Origin of the sequence: Aquamicrobium segne (assembly GCF_042656785.1) — a bacterium.
Taxonomy (GTDB): domain Bacteria; phylum Pseudomonadota; class Alphaproteobacteria; order Rhizobiales; family Rhizobiaceae; genus Mesorhizobium; species Mesorhizobium segne.
Genome location: NZ_JBHSLL010000007.1, coordinates 1 through 20,147, shown reverse-complemented (window position 1 = coordinate 20,147; position 20,147 = coordinate 1). Strand labels below are relative to the sequence as shown.

Here is a 20,147-nt window from a genome sequence, read left to right as displayed (position 1 = left end):
GAGCCGCAAGCGCACTGACAGGACCTCCGATCACGGGCCGAGCTTCGCCGCCTCACTGACTGGAATAGATGGCTGCCGCTTGCGCCTTGCTGGCGACTTCCAACTTTCTCAGAATTTCCGAGACGTGGTAATCGACAGTTCGTTTAGACGAACCGACAATGATGGCTATGTCGGCGTTGGATTTTCCTTGCGCGATCCACCCGAGTATCTCCATCTGCCGCGACGACAACCGGTTCAGATACGAGGCTCCGATGACGTCCGCCCCCGGAATACCCAGAACCGCCGCGCGGGTGACCGCGACCTGGCCGATTATCTGGATGGCATAGGCGTCGCTCCGGCTCCTGGAAGCATCCGCGAATGACAGGGCCGTCATCGCGCTCAGGCTTCCCGGACGCTCATCCAACGCCGCGGTCGCCCCGCTGATAATTCCGGTGCTGGCGATATACTCGCCATAGGTCGAATGAACGGAAGACGCCCATTGCGCAGGGGTCCAGACCATTGGCCGCCCGGGCCGCCCAACCGCCATCTCAAGCAAGGGATCTTTTTCCACCCATCCCTCATCGGCGTACCGCGCCAGATCCGCGCCGCTCCAGTTGGTGAGGGTGGGCTCGGACATGAACTCGCGGCGGTCCTTTTTGCGGAACGAAAGATTGTAACTCTGGAAGCCGAAACGTTCGATGCTCCGCTGGACAACCCGCCGCAGCTCGACCTCAGTCTCCGCCGCGCAGATTGACATTACTGGATCGGCGATCCGCTCCACTGGCTCTCTATAAATCATCAAGTTTATTCAATTTTTCCCTATCTTTATTTTACACTATTGCGGCCGGATTGGAAACTGCGCAGGTGGCGGGGAGAACACGACAGCAGATTAGAATATTCAGAACTCATGACCCGGCCCTTCACGGCATCCCGTGGAGTGGACACCGGGCTGCACCGGTTTGTATGAGTTATGAGTTCAGTATCGTCGTCATGACGCAATCGGAAATTTTGCAGAGCGCCTGCTGGGACGCCAATCTCCGCTCGAGCTATCCCCCATCGAATGATGACCTGGCGCAGCTGCTGTCGATCGTGTTGCAAACCTATGACCCCGCATCAGCCTACGGGATCGCCATTAAGCCTATCCTGACAGAGTGGAATGCGCCGTGGGCGGCCCTGCTTCGGCTGAACGAGGATGGAAACCTCGTGTGCGTGTTCTCAACCGATGAATCGCTGATCGGACGAATTCAGAGCGTTGAAATGCCCGTGACCAATCTGTTCGGCTCCGCCATCAGGCCCGACATGGTCGAGCACGACGCCGCGTCCAGTATCTTTCGAAGCCTGACGGACGGTCATTGCAGGACGTCGATCGCCTATCTGACGATTGTGCATGGAAAGGAACGCTTCCTGATTCTGCTCGCCGGCCTTGAGGGAGGGAAACCTTTCCGCATTGAAACCTGCGAGGCAACGATGGCGGGAAGCCTGCTCGCGAGCGCGAGGGCCATGGAAATGTTGCATCAAAGCCGCCGGGAGCGGACAGAGCTCGAACAACGCCTCGCGGAGCTTCAGGCGCGTCAGGATGAACTGCATCTGAAGGCGAGCCACGATGATCTGACCGGACTGCCCAATCGCAGTTTTACACGGACGCTGGTCGAAAAACGGCTCTCCCACCGAGGCCTTGAAGGGCGCCTGGCGCTGGCGTTCATCGATCTCGACGATTTCAAGCGCGTGAATGATACACATGGCCATAGCGTCGGCGACGAGCTTTTGCGGAACGTAGCCGAGCGGCTCCGTGCCGGCACTCGGGACTCGGATATCTGTGGCCGCATCGGTGGCGATGAGTTCGTCATTTGTATCGACGATCCCCATCGGCCGATCGACGCGGCAGCGATTTTTTCCCGCATTTCCGAACTGGTCGGCCGGCCCTTCGAGATAGAGAACCAGTCGATCTCATGCTCCGCATCCATCGGTGTTGCGCTCTATCCCCAACAGGGCACAACCTTCGAAGCGCTTCTTCGTGCGGCGGACACAGCCATGTATCGCGCCAAGAAAAGAGGGAAAGGCGGCCTGTCGATCGGCGAATAATGGCCGGCAAGTCTGAAGCCGCTGGGCTTTTCAGATAGAAGCAAATGGGCTTTTCGCGACTTCCTCCTTTCCTGGGGGAGCTGATCGAGCCAAGTGGCTCGACAAGCCAGTTGCTTCGGCCGCTCAATCATCGTCTTAAGCTTGTCGAGGGGTTGCCGGGAGACGCGGCCTGGTTAGGCCGCGATTGCGGGGGCCTCGTCAGGGCTTTCGAGGTCCTTCGCCAGAGCTTCCTCGACCTCAGCAAGTTGTCGGCGCTTTTCCTCCAGTTCGTCGGCAAAGGCGAACGCGCCGCCTTCGCCGCGCGACTGATAGGATGTCAGTCGGCGGCGCGCATCGGCCAGTCGCTGACGATAGCGTTCCTGTTCGTCCTCGAAGCCGGACAAGGCCCGCTCGATCCGGGAGATCGCGCCGAGCGGCGTGACGGTGATCGCAAGCTCGATCTCGTGTTCCACGCCGGTCCGGAGCAGCATTGTGGAATAGCGATAACCGTCCTTGCCGAAGCGTTCGCCGGAATATTCAAGCTCGAAGCCGCCGATCGAGGCGATGATGCACTCGCCTTCTTGCTGAAGTTGCACGAGGGTGAGGATTTCCTTCATGAGCGCCCTCCCCGCTTTCTTGCGTTCATCGTGGCGCTTGCCTCCCACAATCATGGAGAATGGATCTCCGCCGGTTAGAACCAGACGCTCGATGTCCTGACCGATCTCAGAAATCCGCCGCGCGGCATATTCAATGTCGCGCTCGGCGTCGCGAAGCTGCCTGCGAACAGCATGCTGATCATCGATATGGGCGGACCGCAGACGCTCCAGCCGAGCGATATCGGCTTCAAGCCCCGCCTTTTGCATCAGGCGCTGATCGCCCGATGCAATGGCCTTGGCCATGGCGAACTGATTGGCCTGGCCTTCGCCCATGTCCTCGAGCCGCCGGATCGAGGTGTCCCCGGAGAGTGCTGCCGCAATGAACCGGGCCTTGCGCTCGTTGTTTTGCCACATGGTGGCGTCGAGCGAGCCTTCGGTGGCATAGGCGAAGATATCGACCTCTTCATGCTGATTGCCTTGCCGTACAATCCGGCCCTCGCGCTGCTCGATCTGTGAAGGCAACCAGGGCACGTCGAGATGATGCAGCGCCTTCAGGCGAAGCTGGGCATTGACGCCGGTGCCCATCGTTTCGGAACTGCCGATCAGGAAGCGAATCTTGCCGGCGCGAACGTCGCCGAACAGCCGCTGCTTGGCGTCCGACTTCTTGTAGTCCTGCATGAAGGCGATTTCGGACGGCGGTACGCCGAGCCGGATCAGTTCTTCGCGAATCCAGCGATAGGCCGAGAAGCCGCGCGTCTTCTCGACATTGATCGTGCCGAGATCGGAAAAGATCATTTGCGCTGCGCCTGTCAGCTCATATGGCTTGCCGTCCGGGCGAGCATAGGTGTTGTCAGCCGTTTCCCGCCAAATCCGGTAGGCGTTCGAGATGAGATTGTTGAGCTTGTTGTCCGGTTCGTTATTATTGTCGGCCTCGACCAGGCGCAGGTCGATCGCTGCATGGCGGCCATCGGTGATGACGGAGAGCAGGATATCGTCACCGGGCTCGGCCGGCCCTTCGCGTTCCTCGATCGCCTTGATGCGCGCATCCAGTACCATTTGATAGTGCTTGAACGCCTGCGTGGGCTTCGAGGTGATGATCTGACGCTTGCCGGTCGCGATCGCCGGCACCTTCACATATTCCGCAAGATCCACCGGCATTACGACATCTGCGAAGGACCGGAACATCGCGATCAGTTCGGGAACGTTGACGAAGCTGGCGAAACGGGAAACCGGCTTGTATTTGCCCGAGGGCTGGAGCTCCAGTTCGGTAGTCGTATCACCGAAAGTCGAGGCCCAGGCGTCGAACTCGTGCAGACCGCGCTCCATCAGGGCGGCATGATCCATGAGCCGCTGCACCGTGAACATCTCGCCGAGCGTATTGGTGATTGGCGTCCCGGAAGCCAGGACAAGCGCCCGGCCCGGGTTCTTCGTCTCGATGAAGCGCGATTTGACGTAGAGATCCCAGGCGCGCTGCGAGCCGTTCGGATCGACCCCCTTGAGTGTTGACATATTGGTGGCGAAGCTGAGCTTGCGGAACTCCTGGGCCTCGTCAACAATGACCTGATCGACGCCGATCTCGGCGATGGTCAACAGATCATCCTTTCGGGTCGAGAGTCCCTCCAGCCGTTCCTGCAACCCCTCCTTCAGCCGCTCGAGGCGCTTGCGCGAAACACGATCCTCATCCTCGACCTTCAGCTGGAGGCTTTCGTAGAGTTCCAGCTCGTCATGGATCATCTGCTGCTCGAAGGCGGAGGGAACGCCGATGAAGCGGAAGGCTGAATGGGTGATGATGATGGCGTCCCACGTCGCAGTCGCCGCGCGCGACAGAAACCGGGCGCGCTTGTCCTTGGTGAAATTCGTCTCATCGGCGACAAGGATGCGGGCATTGGGATAAAGCGCGAGGAATTCGCGCGCGACCTGCCCCAGGCAGTGACCGGGGACGGTGAGCATCGCCTTGGAGATCAGGCCGAGACGGCGCTGTTCCATGATGGCGGCTGCCATGGTCATCGTCTTGCCGGCGCCAACAGCATGGGCAAGATAGGTCGCGCCATCCGAGATGATGCGCCAGATGCCGCGTTTCTGATGACCATAAAGAACAAAGGCGCCGGAGGCGCCTGGAAGCTGGAGATGGGACCCGTCGAATTTTCGAGGGGTGATGTTGTTGAAGCGGTCATTATAGACCCGCGCCAGTCTGTCGGTCCGATCGGGATCGGACCAGATCCAGTTCTGGAAAGCGGTCTTGATCTTGTAGAGCTTCTCCTTGGCCGCCTCGGTGTCCACGACGTTAAGAACGCGCTTCTCGCTGTCGCCATCCTTGATCGTGTCGAAGATCTGCGGCACGCGGCTATTCAGCGCGTCCGCCAGCAATTCGCCGGCATGGCGACGATCCGTTCCCCATTCGGAGGTGCCGGCCGCCAGATAGCCGAGTTGCCGCGCATCGACCGTCCACGACGCCAGTTCCGGCATGTGATGGATCTTGATATCGGCGTTCATCGTCTCTTTGACAAAGGCGACGACATCGGCCGCCGGTATCCATGGCGCTCCGAGACGCGCGGTGATGTCGGAAGGACGAAGGTCGGCAGGCTGGACACCTTGCAGCGCCGAGACGTTGCGCTGATAGGCGGGATCGAGCGCCGCCGCGGCCTCTGCTGCCTTCAGCTTGTCGCGGACACGGCCGGACAGATAGGCATCGGCCATCTGCCATGAGCCATCGGCCGGATTCCGGAAAATGACGCTGCCCAGCTCTGCGACGACATCTTTCGGGTCACGATGCAGAAGTTCGGCGATGTGATCGATATCGACGCGTCCGCGTTCGTTCAGGACGACCGCGAGCGCGTCGGTGGCGCTGTTGATAATCGGTGCGGCCGGAGGAGAAATTACGCGCTCCGTGAAGATCGGGCCGGGACGCGATGTGTCGGTATCGAGATCATAATCCTCGATCGACGCCACCAGCCAGCAATCGGGATCATCGAGGAACGGCTGCAGGTTGGGACGTCGATGGTTCTCGCGGGTCTCACCATCCGGAGCTTCCGTGATCGAAACCGTCGTGTGATTGATCGGCCCCAAGTCGCGGACAAAACTCGACCAGGCGATACGCAGCCTGACCTGGAGATCTTTCCACGGCCGATCCAGTTCCTGCGCCTTGAGGACTTCACGCACAGCATCGCGAATTGGGATCAGCTTGCGGATGATGTGGACATGCTTTTCGGGGATGCCGTCGCCGCTGCGCCCCTTCCGGACCTTCACCGCGACGGGCTCGCCATCGAGAATCTGCATCAGCCCGCGGGCCTGGTCGAAGAAGAAGCTGCCTTCACGGACATGGCGTTCCAACGGCAAATTGACAGGTGTGCCCTCGACTTCATCCTCAAGCTCCAGATCGATTTCGGTCGGCTCGCCGTCGTATAAAGCTTCCGGAAGAAGATTGATGGCGGCGGCGAGCGTAGAAACGAGATCCCGGTCCTTGCGAGGCAGACATGTATAGGTTTCGCCGAACGGGCCGGAAGTAAGGGCATGCGTACCGAGCACGAAGGCCGGATGGCGCGCGAACCAGCGATTGATGCGGATAGCGCCTTCGTCTTCTATCGTTGGGCGGATTTCGTCTATGTCGAGCCAGGCCTGATCGCCCTCCGGCTCGCCCGCCTTGCGTTTGCGGAAGAACAGGATGTCGACGACCACATCGGTGCCGTCGTCTGAACGAAAACTTCCTTCAGGCAGACGGATCGCGGCGATGAGGTCGGCCGATTTTGCGATATGCTCGCGCGCCGAGCAATCGGCCTTGTCCATCGTGCCGGAACTTGTGACGAAGGCGGCCAGCGCCCCCGGCTTCAAGAGATCGATCGACCGCGCGATGAAATAATCATGCAGCACCAGCTTCATCGAGCGATATGCCCGGTCGGATCGGACGGTGCGATCCGAGAATGGCGGATTGCCGACGACGAGATCGAAACTTGCCGGAAGGTCGGTCCGGGCGAAGTCTCCGCTGACGATCCGTGCCCGCGGCTGCAACAGCCGGGCGATACGCGCCGTGACGGGATCGAGCTCGATTCCGGTGACGTGCGATACCGCACGCAGGCGTTCCGGCATGAGCGCCGGAAACAACCCGGTACCGATCCCTGGCTCGAGGACTCGGCCGCCGCGCCAGCCGAGGCGCTGAAACCCTGCCCATATCGCCCGAACGATAAACTCCGGGGTAAAATGGGCATATTGGGTGCAGCGGGCAAGGGATGCATAGTCCGCTTCCGCAACCGCATCCTCCAGCGCCATACCGATCTCGTCCCAGCCCTCGCGGAATTCGACCTCCCCTGGGCGACGGAATACACCGTTGGCAAGGTCGGAAGCGCCAAAGCCGGTGAAGCGGATCAATTTTTCCTGCTCGTCGCTCGTAGCGTGACGCTCCTCGGTCTCGATCTCGGCTGCGAGCCGGATGGCGGCGATGTTGTCCCGCGCCCTTTGCTTCCAGCCGCGGGCGAGACCACGGCTTCCGGAAAGATAGAAATTAGCACCTGGCGACAATGGTGCGGCCGGCGGCGGAGAGGATGGTGTCTGCATTGCAGGCGAGGGCCCGGCCGGCGGAGGATCGTCATCGAAGTCGGTTGCGGCAATGTCAACGCCAAAGGCCGCGGTGCCGAGACCAAAGCCCGATGAAAGCGTCGAATTACCTAGAGGCGAGAGCGAGAACGGATCGTCGTGGGACATGGGTGTTTCTCCTTATGTGGAAATGCGCAGAAGGTTCTGGCAGAGCGAATCTGCCAGAGGCTCGACAACGGCGTTTGAGAGGGTTCAACGGACGATCAGCGTGAGCGCGACTTCGGTCTCGCTAAGCTGGATGTTGAGGTGGGTCGCCCGCATATTGCGGTCAAAGAGCGGGATCAGCCGCTGGGCTTCGATGAACTCGATGCCGTCGTCACCGCCAAAATGGCGACGCTTGTAGTCCCACCAGTCGATATCGCCCTTGGGATGGCATTGCTCGGAATAGATGACGAGCGCCTGCTGCCCGTCAGCCAGCTTGCCGTTGGACATGAGGTAGACGCCTTCGTCCCCGACGAGCCACAATCCGGGCTTTTCGCCCTCACCGGGGCGAGAGCCGTAATAGGGATTACGGAAACCGTCATTGGCGGCGGCATCGGCAATTCCCCGCGCGATAACCTTGCGGACCGCAAGAATCGGGAAGGTGAACATGACAGCCTCCCCCGGTCACGCCGCGCGCCGCTCGGGCAAATGCCGCAGGTGAACCGGCAACTTGGCCTGGATCTCGTCTTCAGTGAGTTCTTCCAGCAGCTTGAGGACGGTGCCGCCGCGACGGCCGTAGACCAGCACCGTGCGCTTGCCACGAAATTGGGGAAGCCAACGATCACCCGCAAAGCCACGATATTCGTCATGTGTGGCGCTCCAGATGTGCTCAAGGCGCTCCTCATGCGTCATCGCCTTCACCGGCCAGCTCTCCCGCTCGACGATCGCGTCGCGCATTGCCACCGGTGAGCGCAGGTCAGTCAGGTCGCAATAGCCGTGGAAATAGCGGACCTTTCCGTCGATCCGCAGCGTGTAGAAGATGCTGGTGATCGTTTCGGTGAGGAATTCACGCATCGCAAACATTTCCCCGCGCATCCAGAGCGGCGGCAGGATGTCGAGCATGTAATCGTGCTCGACCTTGGCGATCTCGAACCATTCACCACGGAAGAGGGCGCTATCATCACTCTCCCAGCGATTGGGTCGCTGGCCATGGCGATCGAACATGCGGAACATCTGCCGGCGATCGGCGACGCCCTGATAGATCTTGCGGATTGGAGAAGCGGGGGTCATGGATGGGCTCCTTCTGGCCTCGTCGGGAGGGACACGCGGCTCATCCCTTGCGGAGCACCATCATTTCCAACCCTTCTGACCCCTCCCCCGCAGCCGCCTCTCCGTCCGGGCGGGTCAAGGGCCGGCTTTAGCCGGGCGCAGCTTCACCCTTGACGCGGACGGCGGGCATGCGGCAGCCGGGTTCTTCTTCCTCAGTTTCTTCTTCTTTCCCTCTTCCGCAGAGCGGACAGGCGCTACCAGTCGTGGTGGGGCAGTGCATCGATCTGGTTGCCGTCGCAGTCCAGCAGGACATAATCGCAGCGCTTCTTTCGAGCCCAGATCATGACGGCGAACAGGTTATCCGGAATCCGGTCCTTGCCGGTTCCGCAATTCTCGTCATGGCCGTAGACGAACCAGCCATAATCGCCGCATTGGCCACCAAGTCACGGCCATTCGCCGACCGGGACACCATCGAGAAGCTGAGCCGCCATGCGGTCCATTGCGTCGCCGCCCAGGTCATCACCAGACCGATGGTGAGGACGACGGCTATCTGGCCCCAAAGGATTCGGCTTCCACGCACACGGGCTCCCTTCGGCAAAAAGAGACGGAGCCGATTAGAGAGTGGGCATTTTCGGGATCGGCAATGGGAAAGACGCAGCTGGATGGCTGACGGATACTATCGGCGGCAAATAGGACGGTCTGTCCTCAGTGCAGGCGCTTGTGGTGCTCCTCTCCGATGGCCTGTTCGAGAATGCGTCGGTAGCCCTGCTTCGTCATCCATTGCGCGCGGGCGAGATGGCTTTCCCAGCAACGACGCGTGCGGGTCTCGTCGGCGACGGGATCACGGTGCAGCACGACTCGCGCCAGCCGCACGCCGCGCGCGTGGCGCTCGAACAGCAGGGTGCCAAGGTCTTCCTCCAGCGCCTTCACCCGAGCGCTGACGCTCGACTGGCTGACGCCGAGCGCCTTGGCCGCGTGGTGAAAGTTCAGATAGTGCGCGACCGCAAGCGTCAGGCGCAGCGAGACAAGCGGAATCCTCGTGCCAAGCAATGTCGGCTCGACCCGTGGGCCGTTGCGGGAACGGGGCAGCCGTCTCATCGGCTACTCCGTCCCGGCAATGTCGGGTGTTCTCGCTCGTCATGCTGATCCCATGTTTCGCATTGGCCACCCCCGCATTTTCCGGGGTGAGGCCGCGCTGCGCTTTTCTGGCAGTTGGCTGGAAATTGCGCCGTGAATTACGAGCCGTTCAGCTCGGTAAGACGGTTCAGCGCCGAACTGAAGCCCGATAGCGAGACCGAGAAGGATAGCTCCTGGCCGCTGTCATTGGCGATCACCGTCACCGAAACCGCTGTGCCGGCCCGAAGCGCCGTCACACTCGCGGCGTCGAAGGCGAGCGGCACGAGGCAGCCCGCCGGAAGGCAGGTCGAGAAACGCAGCGGTGGCAGAAAGTCGCCCTCGTCAATCGACAGCACCACGCCCTGATCCAGCGCTAGGCCAAACGGCATGACCAATGTGCCGCTTGTTGCCGAGCCGCCTTCCGTCGCTGTCAACTCGACGCTCAGAACCCGTTGGCGGTTCTGGCTGTTGATCTGAACCTGCGAGGCCGCGCAGCGCACGGTCCCATCCGGCGTGGTGCAGGCGACGGTCCAGTCTCCATGCGTTTCGCTGAGGGTTGTCGCCCCACCGGGCAGGCCCTGCGCTGCGGCGGTGCTGACGCCGCCCAGGAGAAGGACAGCGCCGAAGATCAGAGAAGTTACGGTATGAAGAATATACTGCACGTCAGAACCTGATGTTGAGGCCGAGGGACGCGGCGTGGTTGGCCTGGTTGCCGGAGAACAGGCCGTCATAGCGGGCGCGCAGCGTCATATCGTCCGACACGTCCCAGGAGAGGCCCGCACCGATGCGCAGCCGGTCACGGCCGGAATCGGGGCCGAGAATGGTGAAGCTGGTCGGGCTGCCGGCCAGCGCGAGCGACTGGCTCGGCAGCACGTCGGAGAAGGCGTGCTCCCACACCGCCCGACCTTCCAGCGTCACCGTGCCGTTCTCGGTCAGGATCGTGTGCGTCAGCGCGAGGCCCAGCCCGGTGTCGAGACGGCTCCAGTTCTGCGATCCCGAGGTCAGGTTGAGCGCGCCGGCGCCCGTCTCGGTGAAGCCGCCATGGCCCGACCAGCCCGCATCGAGCGTGAACAGCGGCGCGAGCTTGGTAGTGTCGGCCAGGTCGAAGGCGTAAGCAGCTTCGCCCGAAAGGCCGATGGTGTGCGTCCAGTAGCTCGCCTCGGCGGTCGTTCCCATGAAGGCGATGTTGCGCTCGGTCGAGACCCGGTTCGCGCCATAGGAGAGCGACCCCGCTACGTTCCACGGACCGTCCGCCCATGCGCCATAAGCGCCGAGATAGAAGCCGTCTGCGTCGAACGTCGAGAGCCGGTCATCGATGGTGCCGCGGCTATGGATATAGCCGAAGCCGATGCCGCCGACCGCCTTGCCGGAAGCGACGTCGATCACGCCCTCGTAGCCACCGGCGAGACCGGCGTTCCACCAGTCGAGCTTACCGGCGTTGCCGTCGCTATCGACATGGCCGAAGCCGCCGAGCGGAGCCGCCCATGCGCCGCGCACGCGGGCGTCGGCATAATCCGTTGCGTCACCGATGGCGACGACACCGGCATTGCCGGCCGCGACCGCCGGACCATAACCGAGCGGAGCGGTGAAGGTCTGCGCACCGACATTGCCTGCACCGATGCCGGCCACGCCCTGATAGCGGAGCGTCCGGTTGAACAGGGCGAAGGTCTGGTCGATGACGTGCTGGCCTGCGGCATGGACCTCGCCGGAGGTCAGGTCGAAGGCGCGGCGCGCATCGTCGGCGTTCATGTTGGCGATGGCGTTGAACGCCGCCAGCGCATCGCCGGTCTGGCCGAACCCGTTCAACGCGCCCGCCGTCTGGAACTGGTTGAAGGTCTGGGCGACCGTCGTGAAGTCCTGCGTGACCGCGATGGTCAGGAAGACGTCATCGCCCAGATAGCTCAAGGTCGGGATGATGAAGGCGGAATTGCTTGTCATACCAACGTCTGCGAACTCGGTTCCGCCAAGCCCGCCCGCCGCTGTGAGGATCGGGGTGGCGTAGGTGTGCCCGTCCACATAGCTGGTGCGCGGATCGATCGCCACGATCTCGACGCTGCCGCCGCTCAGGTCGGCCGTGCCGCCGACGCTCAGGCTGTCCACGGTTGCGGCAGGCGACGGGTCAGGGTTGGTCCCCGCGATGCGGATGGCGTAGGTCGAGCCGGCCGCGAAATCCACGTCGCCCGTGATGGTGAGCGTGCCGATCCTGTCATGACCCGGCGCCATGCGTCCGCCCACAACGACATCGCCTTGGATCTCGCCTGTCCCCGTCACGAGGCCCAGCGCGCCGATAGTGGCCGGGCCGCTCCCAAGAATCAGAACGCCATTATCGCCCAGCCGCAACGCGCCGGAATGAAGGTCGAGCTGGCTGGCACCGACCGAGACATGGCCGCTGCCGTCACCGATGGTCAAGAAGCCCGAGGCGCTGCCATCGACAAGGCCCAGGTAAAGCCCATCGGTGAAAAGCTGACCGCTATCGCTGAGGGTCATGCGCCCTTCGCCGCCCGAGGCCGCGCCGAGGATCGTATTGCCGGTGACATCGACCACGCCGTCATTGCTGATCGTCACCTCGCCCTTGCCGGCAAGCCCGACCCGCAGGTCTCTGCCGACCTCCACAAGCGAGGTGGCGTCGATGACAGTCAGCGTTCCGATGCCGGTCGCGGTTTCGCCGAGCGTAAGAATGGAGTCCGTTGAAAACCGCCCGCCGCCGCTGACGGTCACATCGGCGCGGCCCTCGTCAAAGGAACCTCGGCCAACGAACACCGCGTTTTCTGTGTCGACCACGGCTTCGTCGGTGATCGTCAGTGTCGCTTGACCGGTATTACCGAGAAAGAAGTTCCACCCCGTGACGAAATTATCCGTCCATGTCGTGCCCGCTCCCGAGACCAGCACGTCAGCCAGCGCCGTATAGGTGGCGCCGCCGCTTACCAGCCAGCCGCTCCCGATCTGGACGCCTGCGGTTTCGATGCTGGCGCCATTGGTAAACGCGACCTTGGCCCAGCCGCCGCCATTGGCGACATCGAGGTCCCCGTCCGTCTCCAGCGTAGCGCCGTCAACAGTGAGAATTGCCGACGGTCCTGACACACCCGTCACGCGCCCCCTGCCCACCGAAATGCCTTCCCTGGCATATAGGGTGGCGTCATCCTCGACATTGATCGTGCCGACCCTGTCGATGCGGATGGCATTGTCGCTGTGCCAGAGGCTGCCCCCGCCGGTTACAGTCATCGTGCTGCGGTTTGTTGCCTGGCCGCCGATCCGGTCGGAGGCAAGGGTCTCCCTGTGTGGATTGGTCGCAAGTGCCGAGGCCGCAAAACTGTGCAGTTGCGCCCCGCCTGAAACGGTGAATGTGCCGCCGGAGATCATCTCGACATTCTCGCTGACGACAATTTTGCTGCCGGGGCCATCGAGCACGACACTGGCGGTGGCGGCCTCGCTGGTCTCATAGTCGCCAACGATCATCAGCCCGGCCGCAACGGTGCCGCCATTGTTTACGGTCAGCGTAGCGGTGCCCCCATTTGCTCCGATTCTCAGCCCGTTGGTCGGGGTATATTTGGTGGTGGTTCCGCTGACCTGGACGTCGATATGGCCTTCCACCTCCATATGGCCGCGTTCGGTCACCGTGAGTTCGCCTGCGCCGCCAAAGCCCAGTTTGAGCCCGCCATCCAGCACATGCAGTTCCGAATTCGTGCCGGAAATGAGGACGCTGCCGGCACTGCCCGCACCGACGCCGATGGCAGCGCCGCTATTGGCCGTGACCTTGCCGCCATCCGCAATGCGGGTTTCCCCCCGCGCTGCAAGCAGCTTGCCGGTGATATCGGCGGTTCCGGTCAGCACCAGGGTCCCGGCACCCAGCCGGCTCAGATCCCCGGCCACGGTCACCGGCAGCGCCAGCGTCGCCGTGTGTCCCGCATCGACGCGCAGCACGCTGGCGGTGCCGGTCAGTTGCAGCGCTCCGCCCGCGCCCGCGGCCAGGCGATAGCCATCGGCCGCGAATTGAAGCCCGGTAGCGCTCTGGACTCCGTCCACAGTTACATTGCCAGTGCCATTGTAGAAAATTCCGAACTGGTCACCCCAGACGTCGTTTGCCGCGCCCGCCATATCGGTCCAGTTGGTGTTGGCGTCGTTCCAGACGCCTGCGCCGCCCCGGCCATATAGCGTACCGCCCGGCGCTGCGTTTGCGCCGTCCCAGTACTGGCTGTGTCCACCCGTGCCGCCCGACACGGCCAGCGTCACCGCGCTGGCGGTGCCGGTCCCGACATCGATGGCATAGGTATAGCCGTCGGGTGTGGCGCCGAGTGTCAGCCCGTTATCGGCGGCCAGCGTGCCGTAATTGATCAGCGTATAAACGCCATTGCCGAACCCGCCCGCATCGGTGACGTTGAGCAGGCCATCCAATGTCAGGCTGCCGCTGACATCGATCCGGTCGCTGGCCATTGCCACGCCGGGGGTTCCAAGTTCGAAATCCAGCACCGAAGCGCTGTTCAGCACCAGCGACGCCATGCTCAGCGTGCCGGGGCTGTTGCCGGGCGAAAGGATGCCGCCATTGGCCACCGTGACCGCCCCAAGCGTGCCGCTGCCGCCGAGCGTGCCGCCGCTCTGGACGCTCAATGCACCGCCCAAGGTTCCAGCGACATCGAGCGTGCCGCCGGTGATGGTGATGGGGCCGGTAAAGCCCGCGCCATTCCCGGTCAGGGCCCAGGTGGAACCACCCACTTTCTGCATCGAGCCAAAGCCTGTGTATTGCCCGCCCAGCCGCGCCAGATCGAAACTGGCGCTGCCTTCGCCGCCAAAGGCTAGGACATCATTGCCCACGCCCACCACGTCGCCGACAATATTATAGCCGGGCTGAAGTTCGAGGCGGTTATTGCCGGTGGTGAAGCGAATAGCATTGGCCCCTGCACCGGTGGCCGACACGGTGCCGCCGACGTAGATGTAGTTGTTGCCGACGCCGGTGCTGGAGCCCATCCATATGCCGTGGGCATTGTCGGCGGCGCTTGAGACAAGCGCTCCGTTTTCGACCGTGACTCTATTGGCGCCGCCATTGAGGCTCATTGCATGGGGAATGATCTGGCCGGGGGCCGAGGCGCCGGTGGTCACCACGCTGCCGCCGCTTTTGATGGTGATGTCGCTGCGACCGGCAGAGGCCTGAATGCCTGCTGCGTATTCACCCGACGTCGCAATCGCCCCGGCGATGACGGCATTACCGCGCGGGCTAGTCTGGGTAGTGGCGAAATTGATGCCGTAGGCACGCTGCCCCGCGGTTTCGATGCGGCTGCCCGCTTCCAGAACCACCGCATTGAGGTTGGCATCTATACCATACGCGAAATTGCCCCCGGTTTCGATCTGGCTGCCTGCGCCCAGCGTGATCGTACCCCCGCTGCCACCCGAGCGAATACCGGCGGAACCCTGGCCGTGAGTGATAATCTCGCTGTCCTGTCCAAGAAGCACATGGCTCGAACCGGCGATGATGCCGACGGCGTTTTCGCCCTGCGTGGTGATGGTTGCGCCCGTGACCTCGATCCGATTGTTTCCACCATTGGCGCTGATGCCTGCGGCGGTTGCCTTACGGGTCTCGATCCTGCTGCCGTGCTCAAGGAAGATGCTGTTTCCGCCGCCGGTCGCATAGATGCCGACCGCCCCTTCGCCTTCGGTGAGGATCGCGCCGTTGCCTTTCAGGCGGATTTCATTGCCGACATCGCCATAATTGGAGACGTGAATCCCGTTCGCACCGAACCCGGCAGAAATACCTTCCGCTTCGCCCTTTGTGATGATGGTGCCGTCAACCAGAATTTGGCTTTCGCCGACATTGAGGTTTATGCCATCGGCGCCTTTTCCGGACACGGTGATGGTTGAGCCTTGCTGCAGATGATACGCGTTGCGCAGGCCCTCAGCGCTTATGCCGGAGGCGGACTGTCCGGTCGTCTCGATCGCGCCATACAGAAAAAGCTCGAAGTCGTCAGACTCGCCCACGACGCCTTGGGAGCCGGAGCCGTGGGTGGTGATCACCCCGCGCACATGCGCGGCGGAAGCCCCCTCGGAGAAAGCAATGCCCGCGCCCCAGTAGCCGGTGGTCTCGATCCGGCCCGAAAAATCGAGCACGCCGCCCGCGCCGGCAATGTCGATCGCGCCGACGCGATCACCCGTCGCCTGCAGGCTGACTGCGTCCCCGATCGTCAGGGTGTTCGCGGTGGTCAGGGTCAGTATTTCGCCCAAGCCCTCGGCTTCTCCGGCCTCGGTGCTCCTCAACAGGGTGGCCGCAGGGCCCTGGCCACCAATCGTCAGATCCGTGCCGATCGCAACAGCACTTTGCAGCACAACCGTGCTGTCGGGCGTAAGGCCCGAGACAACCGTATCGGCCGCCCCCGCATTGGCTTGTTCGACGCAGGCCCGCAACGTGTTCGCGCCGGCATCCTGATTGCTGCTGAAGGCGCAGGTCTGGGCGGCAACGGGCGTTGCCGCCATGGCGACCAGCAGCGCCAGTGCCGATGCGCCAGACCATAACAAGGTCCGCGCATCCCCGCGCGTCAAACAAAGCGTGGAAACCGGATCGATATGCAGCATTCCCTGGTGCCCCCCTGTCGGCCGGCATCCGCTCTCTGGCGCCGCCACCCATTTTCCGTATCTTCTTCCCAAGGCAGCCTCGGGAGAAATATGGAAAAATCTAGCACGTTCAAGCACTTGGGAATATTAGGCAATAAAAGCGCAAGAAAGCTCAAAAAGGTTCATTGATGTAAAAGAAGGCTTTGCATCCCGCGACGAGGTCGAATCGAGCGTGACTTGCGCAAACCGGCCGATACCTAATTTTCGACCGGCGCATTTCTTCGCCAAACAGTATTATTTTCATTTCCAGCAAGCGCGCTATAATCCGGGGACGGGCGCAACAGGGGCAAGGGAAATTGCAGGACGACTTCGATGTCCGCCATCAATCCAAGCCACTCAATGGCTGGCGGGCCATCGCCGATTATCTGGGACGCAACCAGAGCACCGTGAAACGCTGGGCGAACGATGGCGGACTTCCCGTGCACCGGCCCAAAGGCAGCACGGCCCGCAAGGGCGTGCCGGTCTATGCTTTCGCGCATGAACTGGATACCTGGCTGCGCGGGCGCAGGCTGGATCGGCTCGCACCTGATGGCGCGCCGCCAACCGAAATGCCAGTGGAAGATGACGCCGCTGAGATGCAGCCGACCTCCTTTCCTGCAACGACCTCGGCGGAGCCCCGAATCTGGTCTCGCCGGACCACTATCATCGGCGGGGCAGGCATTTCCCTTGTTCTGCTTGCAGGTTTGGGCCTATGGCGGACCCAATCGGGAATGGACGCAGGCATTTCACAACCTCGGATTTCCGACGACGCGCGCGGCCTCTACCATCGGGGTCTTTTCCATATGGATTTACGCACCGGAGATGGACTCAGTCGCGCTATCGCGCTGTTCAACGAGGCACTCGTCCTTGAGCCTGATTTCACCGATGCCAGCGCCGCACTGGCGCAGACCTACAATCTCGCCGTGCAATATGACGTTCTCGCACAAGACAAAGGCTATCCCCTTGCGCTGGCGACAGCCCGCACCGTTCTCTCGCGGGAGCCCGACCATCCGGGGGGACTCGCCGCGCTTGCTTTCAACACCTTCTATTGGCTGCGGAATTTTTCCACGGCCTATGATCTTTTTGAAGAGGCTCTGAAACTCGACCCTGACAATGCCGATGTCCATCACTGGTATGCGCTCGCCGTCATGCATGACCGCCAGTTTGACATTGCACTTCGCGAGATCGAGACGGCCCAAAGACTTTCACCGACATCGCCCAGCATCCTCGCCAACAAGGCGCTGATCCTTCATCACGCCGGCAGAAGCGGCGAGGCGCTTACAATCCTCGAACCGCTGGCGGAATCCCAGCCAAGGCTGCTGTCTCCCGTCAGCTATCTGGCAACGATCTATCTCGACATCGGGCGCGACGGGGATTTCGTCACCGCTTATGGACAGGCTGCCGATCTGACCGGCAACGTAGGTCGTAAGGAGATTACTGAAGCGGCGCGCCAGGGAATCGCACGCGCCGGTCGGTCGGGCATGCTCGACGCCATGCTCGGCGTTCAGACTCGACTTTCAAGCGAAGGTCAGGAACGTGCCTTCAAGGTGGCGATCACTGCTGCTTATCTGGAGCGGGCCGATCTTGCACTCGATTATCTTGAACTTGCCATCCAGCGGGACGAGCCGGACGTTCTTGGCGTTCGGCTCGAATTGCCGAATGGTCCCTTGAATGGTTCGCCACGATATGCCGAACTTGTCAGGCGCGTTGGCTTTTTTGCCGGATAGTCCCAACGCACACGGTGAGAACAAAGCGACTGGTTACTGGCGGCAAGGGAGCTACTGCAAGGTTCCTTTCTGCGTCGAGAAAAGGGTAGGTTCATTTCAAAACCCCAGCCCCCTTCGCCGTCCCAACTGCCATCACACCGATCCACCCTGCACGACGCCCATGACCTCGCGGCCAAGCTGGCGGTGCGATCAGCGCGAGGAGGCGTCGAGCTGAGCGAGCGTCGCGTCAAAGGCCGCCGGTAATCCCGACGCCGCGCACCAAGCGTCGAAATCCGCCGGTGTCCCGCGTGGGAGAAGCGGCAGATAGAACGGAAAGGCTTTCCGGGCGTGATCGAGCGACAGCGCCTCGCTGTTCCACGTCCCGTCCCAGATCGCAAGCGCCAATACGCCGAGGTCTGGGCCGAGCGTCAGTTCCAGCGTCGCTATTCGCTTGCCGTTTTCCCGCAATGACAGGATTTGCGTATCTCCGCGACGGCAGATTGCGTAATAGCCACCGACGCAGTGGTCGAGCACACGACCCTCTTCGACCAGATCCGCCGCCGACGACAGGACGACGAGTTCATGGCTGCCGCAGGCAGAGCGCCAGGGCGCGCACAATTCCGGCCAGCCCGGCCGCTCGGCCGTGTGTTCATGGCGCAGGGCCGAGAGCGTCGCGACGCGGCGATGCCACAGGCCGACAGCTTCCTGGAATGCTTTCGGCTTGCGCGGTTCGATGATCGCATGCCGCAGCGCCGCGATTATTCGCTGCCGCACCAGCCCGCCACCTTTTCTGACGTCGACCTCGATGCTCCTGGCGAAAGAGACCACCTGGCGCGATGGCGCGAAACCTCCGAGTCGGATGCGCTCGGCGACCATCGGCCGAAGCAAGTCTTCGCGCATGGCGTTGATGGCGTCGGTTATGCCATCCTTGTAGAACCCGAAATAATCGGGCCTCACGACATGCTGGCGGGGTTCTTTCACCCAGGGCGAGCCTGTCCATGCATCGGCTTCGTCAGGCCTTCCTCCGCCCGGCCATTCATGAAGCGGCGTTTCATGGGTCTTGAGTTCCTCGATGGCGACATGGAAATCGGTCGGGTTCTCGATCGAGTGGCGAAGGTGGCGTCCGTTGCGCAAGGAGCGCAATTCGGCGGCGTTCAAACCATGGCGTTCCATGAGAACGGCGGCAAGAGGAAGCCCGGCGTCGATAATGCCGGTGACGTCCTCCTCGCGCAGAGCGCAGGACAACGCGCCGTAAACGGACATCGCCTGCCGACGGCGCGTGAGCACTACGGCACGCTCCTCCCGGCCGCTCGTTTCGGGAGCCAGCAGCCAGGCGGCGACCGCGTTGAGACCATGACGCAGGAAAACGCCATCGGGCAGATCGCGCGCCAGTATGGTGCCCATGTGGGTCTGTGCGAGCGTACGGGCGCGTTCCGAAAGGGCCTTGATCGCCGTTCAATGATCCCGGCGGCCGCCGTCAGATCCTGCCAGTTGGCGTTGCTCGACAGGAGCGCAACGCCCATATCCGAAAACCCGTGATCTTCAGCCCAGTCACCGAAGGCGGGACTGCTTTCGGGCCGTGCGGAAGATGCATGACTCGTTGCATTGTCCGCGATCATTTGGACCAGCTCGGCGGCGAGCGGATCTTTTTTTACTGATGGTGTTGTGCGGACATCGGCATCCAGACGCCCCTCGATGGCGCGGACCGTCATCCTGACCTCTGCCAGCGCCACGATGGTAGCAAAGTCCGAAAGTTGGGCCGGGCGTTCCCTGATCCAGGGACAGGCAGCGACGAGCTGGCTGCTGGCGATAGTCTTCAGCTGGGACCAGGATCGGCTGCTCATGGCGCAACCTCCCCGATCAGAACCTCAATCGCGAGTGCGAGCGGACCATCGTCCTCATCGTCGATCGGATCATCATCGACAAACTCGTCTTCGTCGTCATCGCCATAATCACCGTCTTCGCGATAGGACATATCGCACTCGATGGTCAGCTCTTCCTCGTTCTCGAAAGGACGGATATAGACGGTGCCGTATCCGCCCTCATTATTGACCCAGTCGCCATCGGGCGCATCGGCGACGATGTTTTCAAGCAGTTCCGGCAAGTGCCGGATTTCGCCGCGGTCGCCGATGAAGATGGGTATGTCCGGCAGATCATGCGCCAGCGGGTCGTCACTGTAGCTGACGCGTTCAAGTGTCGTTTCACCAGAATCGCCACCACCACTGAGCGAATATTCGATCTCGGTGATCTGAAGGGCGCGCAGGACCGCACCCAGCCTCTCCGCCATTTCCATTGTCTTGTCCTTCCCTAAGGCGTTGAACACACCTTCGGGCGG

General features: G+C 62.2%; 11 protein-coding genes and 1 pseudogene. 2 read left to right on the top strand and 10 right to left on the bottom strand.

From position 1 onward, the window contains the following. Positions 1 to 52 precede the first annotated feature (52 nt). Entirely contained in the window at positions 53 to 760 is a 708-nt protein-coding gene (locus tag ACFPLB_RS01595; protein WP_378227499.1) for a helix-turn-helix transcriptional regulator, read from the bottom strand. Between the two features lie 182 nt (positions 761 to 942). Between ACFPLB_RS01595 and ACFPLB_RS01590 the strand changes: the two genes are divergently transcribed. Beyond that, positions 943 to 2,061, top strand: coding sequence for a diguanylate cyclase domain-containing protein (locus ACFPLB_RS01590; RefSeq protein ID WP_378227498.1), 1,119 nt, complete (start codon positions 943 to 945; stop codon positions 2,059 to 2,061). 173 nt (positions 2,062 to 2,234) lie between these two features. On the opposite strand, the gene ACFPLB_RS01585 is transcribed toward ACFPLB_RS01590, so the two are convergent. The 7 genes and pseudogenes from ACFPLB_RS01585 to ACFPLB_RS01560 all read right to left on the bottom strand — a co-directional run bounded on the left by ACFPLB_RS01585 (position 2,235) and on the right by ACFPLB_RS01560 (position 16,088). Beyond that, on the bottom strand, positions 2,235 to 7,331 hold the full coding sequence (locus ACFPLB_RS01585) for an Eco57I restriction-modification methylase domain-containing protein (protein WP_378227497.1): 5,097 nt from the start codon (positions 7,329 to 7,331) through the stop codon (positions 2,235 to 2,237). 84 nt (positions 7,332 to 7,415) lie between these two features. Further along, positions 7,416 to 7,814: a DUF3085 domain-containing protein gene (locus ACFPLB_RS01580; RefSeq protein WP_378227496.1), complete on the bottom strand. Its 399-nt coding sequence runs from the start codon at positions 7,812 to 7,814 to the stop codon at positions 7,416 to 7,418. A 15-nt stretch (positions 7,815 to 7,829) separates the two neighbouring features. Then, entirely contained in the window at positions 7,830 to 8,435 is a 606-nt protein-coding gene (locus ACFPLB_RS01575; protein ID WP_378227495.1) for a DUF1419 domain-containing protein, read from the bottom strand. Between the two features lie 233 nt (positions 8,436 to 8,668). Then, positions 8,669 to 8,827: pseudogene (locus ACFPLB_RS17660) on the bottom strand (DUF5983 family protein); the annotation flags it as partial. Positions 8,828 to 9,119: 292 nt separating this feature from the next. Next, the gene (locus tag ACFPLB_RS01570) at positions 9,120 to 9,512 is read right to left on the bottom strand and encodes a helix-turn-helix domain-containing protein (protein ID WP_378227494.1); all 393 of its coding nucleotides are present in this window, start codon (positions 9,510 to 9,512) and stop codon (positions 9,120 to 9,122) included. Between the two features lie 137 nt (positions 9,513 to 9,649). Further along, positions 9,650 to 10,261, bottom strand: a complete 612-nt coding sequence (locus ACFPLB_RS01565) for an invasion associated locus B family protein (protein WP_378227493.1) — start codon at positions 10,259 to 10,261, stop codon at positions 9,650 to 9,652. Then, positions 10,194 to 16,088 (bottom strand): autotransporter domain-containing protein, encoded by a 5,895-nt coding sequence (locus ACFPLB_RS01560; protein WP_378227492.1) that lies wholly within the window; start codon positions 16,086 to 16,088, stop codon positions 10,194 to 10,196. Before ACFPLB_RS01560 ends, ACFPLB_RS01565 begins: the two co-directional genes overlap by 68 nt. A 335-nt stretch (positions 16,089 to 16,423) precedes the next feature. Between ACFPLB_RS01560 and ACFPLB_RS01555 the strand changes: the two genes are divergently transcribed. Continuing rightward, a complete protein-coding gene (locus ACFPLB_RS01555; protein WP_378227491.1) occupies positions 16,424 to 17,833 on the top strand; it encodes a hypothetical protein in 1,410 nt (469 codons plus the stop codon). 189 nt (positions 17,834 to 18,022) lie between these two features. Here the strand turns inward: ACFPLB_RS01555 and ACFPLB_RS01550 are convergent, their stop codons facing one another. Together ACFPLB_RS01550 and ACFPLB_RS01545 are read right to left on the bottom strand one after the other, a co-directional pair. Continuing rightward, positions 18,023 to 19,216, bottom strand: coding sequence for a PcfJ domain-containing protein (locus tag ACFPLB_RS01550; protein ID WP_378227489.1), 1,194 nt, complete (start codon positions 19,214 to 19,216; stop codon positions 18,023 to 18,025). Positions 19,217 to 19,652: 436 nt separating this feature from the next. Beyond that, positions 19,653 to 20,147 (bottom strand): hypothetical protein (locus ACFPLB_RS01545; RefSeq protein WP_378227488.1); only part of this gene is annotated, 495 nt, incomplete at its 5' end.